Annotated in this window: 3 protein-coding genes; all 3 read right to left on the bottom strand. The window is 47.5% G+C overall.

What is annotated here, in order from left to right:
- On the bottom strand, positions 1-353 hold a 353-nt coding region (locus tag ACLFWI_RS29155; protein WP_446415833.1), incomplete at its 3' end, for a cytochrome C.
- 290 nt (positions 354-643) lie between these two features.
- Positions 644-1,552, bottom strand: coding sequence for an AAA family ATPase (locus ACLFWI_RS29160; protein WP_446415834.1), 909 nt, complete (start codon positions 1,550-1,552; stop codon positions 644-646).
- A 17-nt stretch (positions 1,553-1,569) separates the two neighbouring features.
- Positions 1,570-2,547, bottom strand: coding sequence for a bifunctional riboflavin kinase/FAD synthetase (locus tag ACLFWI_RS29165; protein ID WP_446415835.1), 978 nt, complete (start codon positions 2,545-2,547; stop codon positions 1,570-1,572).
- Between the last annotated feature and the right edge of the window lie 113 nt (positions 2,548-2,660).

The raw sequence follows: 2,660 nt of genomic DNA on the forward strand, positions 1-2,660 counted from the left end.
CGTAAATAATTCCAGACAATAAAGATAAATGGACGCGGAATCTGCTCTAACCGTTGTCCATAATGTTGTTCGGGTTCTAATAGCAGCGTCTGCCAGGTTTGGGTTGGCAGGACTTCTGGGGGTAAGGCAACATGACAACTACCACAGTTTTCTAGGTAGAGTTTTAACCCAGTTTGATAACGATCTGGAATGGGGTCAACAGTGCCAATTGCTACCCATGTTTCTGAGTTCGGGGGTTGGGGTGTTTCTGCTGCCCTTAAAACCCCTGCCATACCGCCACCAAGAAGGATACTCCACACCAGTACAAGTACAAATAAAACAGTGTGCGATCGCAGATTGTTATAGTTTGTCATTCGTCATACTCGCTAAGCGAGAAGCAAGCTACGTCATTTGTCATTTTTTATTTCTGACCCTCTAAAAATGTATCATGGTCAATTTTAGAAATTCCCTTTAGGGACAAATCGTCGGGGCGGGTTTAGGCACAATTGTCGGGGCGGGTTTAGGGAATCTGTAGGGGCGGGTTTAGGGAATCTGTAGGGGCGGGTTTAGGGACTAAATTTCGCTATTCACCGATAAATGAACAACAAAACCCGCCCTCCCCACCGATAACGGAACAACAAAACCCGCCCTCCCCACCGATAACTTACGGAATTGCCACAGAACGCAATAACTGTTCAACAATCGGCTTCGCCTGTCGCCCTCCTGCTGCCATGAGACGATGGGACAAAACATGAGGAGCCAAAATCTTCACATCATCGGGAATCGCATAATTTCGCCCTTCCAAAAATGCCAAAGCTTGTGCCGCCCGTTGTAATGCTAGAGTACCCCGTGGACTGACTCCTAATACCACATCTTCCGTCTCACGAGATGCCCGTACCAAGTTGAGAATATACTGCTGTAACTCTCGTTCAACTTTTACCTGCTGACAAAGACGCTGTAACTCCAAAACATCCTCCGTTGAAATACAGGGTTTAAGCTCCGAAAGCACCATCCCCCCCTGATGCAGTTGCAGCATTTGCAGTTCTTCCTCAGGCGTCGGATAACCCAGGGATAAAGATAGGGTAAATCGATCCATTTGCGCCTCTGGCAAGGGAAACGTGCCATGATACTCAATCGGATTTTGAGTGGCAATCACAAAAAAGGGTTGGGGAACGTTACGAGATTCCCCATCCACAGTCACTTGCCGTTCTTCCATCACCTCCAGTAATGCTGACTGCGTGCGCGGGGTTGCCCGGTTAATTTCATCCGTCAGTAGAATATTGGCAAAGACTGGACCTGGGAGAAATTCAAATTCACGGCTACTGGGATTCCAGATATTTGTCCCGGTGATATCCGCCGGTAAGAGGTCAGGTGTACATTGAATTCGCTGAAATCGCCCATCAATGGAACGTGCTAAGGATTTCGCCAGCAGAGTTTTACCCACCCCAGGAACATCCTCTAGCAAAGCATGACCGCCTGAGAGCAAAGCAACCAGGACTAAACGAATCGCATCGGCTTTACCCACAATCGTCTGAGCCAGATTTTCTTTGAGTTGCTCAATCCGTTCTCTCATGTTCCCTTCCCCATTCCCTATTGCTGAGATTCAAAAAAAGTGATTGTCGCCGCACAGTCAGCCTGGATTTGCTTCCTGAGATCATTGAGGGAGGCAAATTTTTGTTCCGGTCGCAAAAATTGCTCTAGGCTCACGGTTATCGTCTGTCCGTATAAATCACCAGACCAATTTAGCAGGTGAATCTCAACTGTCAAGCAGGTTCCTTTGACCGTAGGACGTTCTCCTATATTCATTACACCCCATTGGTCAGGAAATGAGGGACGACTGACTCGCACACAGTAAACCCCATTGCGGGGTAAAAACTTGTCGGGGAACCATTCCAGATTGGCGGTGGGAAATCCCAAGGTTCTGCCTAATTGCTGCCCCTTGACAACTTGACCCATAATGCTGTAAGAACGCCCCAATAAGCGATTAGCTTTGAGGATATCTCCTTCTTCTAGGGATTGGCGAATTAAGGAACTACTGATTCGTTCACCTTGACAGGTTTGGATAGTAACAATGGTAACCTGAACCCCATAAGTGGCTGCGATCGCCTGCAAGTCCTTCGCGGTTCCAGTCCGGCGATATCCGAAGCGAAAATCCTCTCCGATACTGACATGGGTGGCTCGCAATTGTTCAATTAAAATCTTGTCCACGAATTGTTCTGGACTTAATGCCGCCAATTCTTGGTCAAAGGGCAGTAGTACCAGTTGTTCAATGCCCAAGCGCTGCAACTGATCTACTTTTTCCGGCTTGGGTGTCAATAGCTTCCACGGTTGACCGGAAAAAAATTCACGGGGATGGGGATAAAAGGTTGCCAAAGTCGGATAAATATGCTTTCCTTCTTGATTAACCCTCTCTTGAGGATTTATCGGCTCAGACTGACCGGGTAAAAGGCTAGAGTGCTGCAAAATAGGATGAATGACCTGTTGATGCCCTCGGTGAATGCCGTCAAAGTTTCCTAGGGCAACAGCAGTTGGTGTTAAAGCAGTGGCAAGAGAAGAAGTAACCCACACGCTTTACATTTTTACACATTCTCGGAGTCGTGGCTAGATCTTGACCAACTCGTTGGCTTCGAGTTAAATTAGATACCCAACTTCTGCAAGACGTCAGGGATCAGGTAGGAGAG

Origin of the sequence: Coleofasciculus sp. (assembly GCF_046539235.1) — a bacterium.
GTDB lineage: Bacteria > Cyanobacteriota > Cyanobacteriia > Cyanobacteriales > Coleofasciculaceae > Coleofasciculus.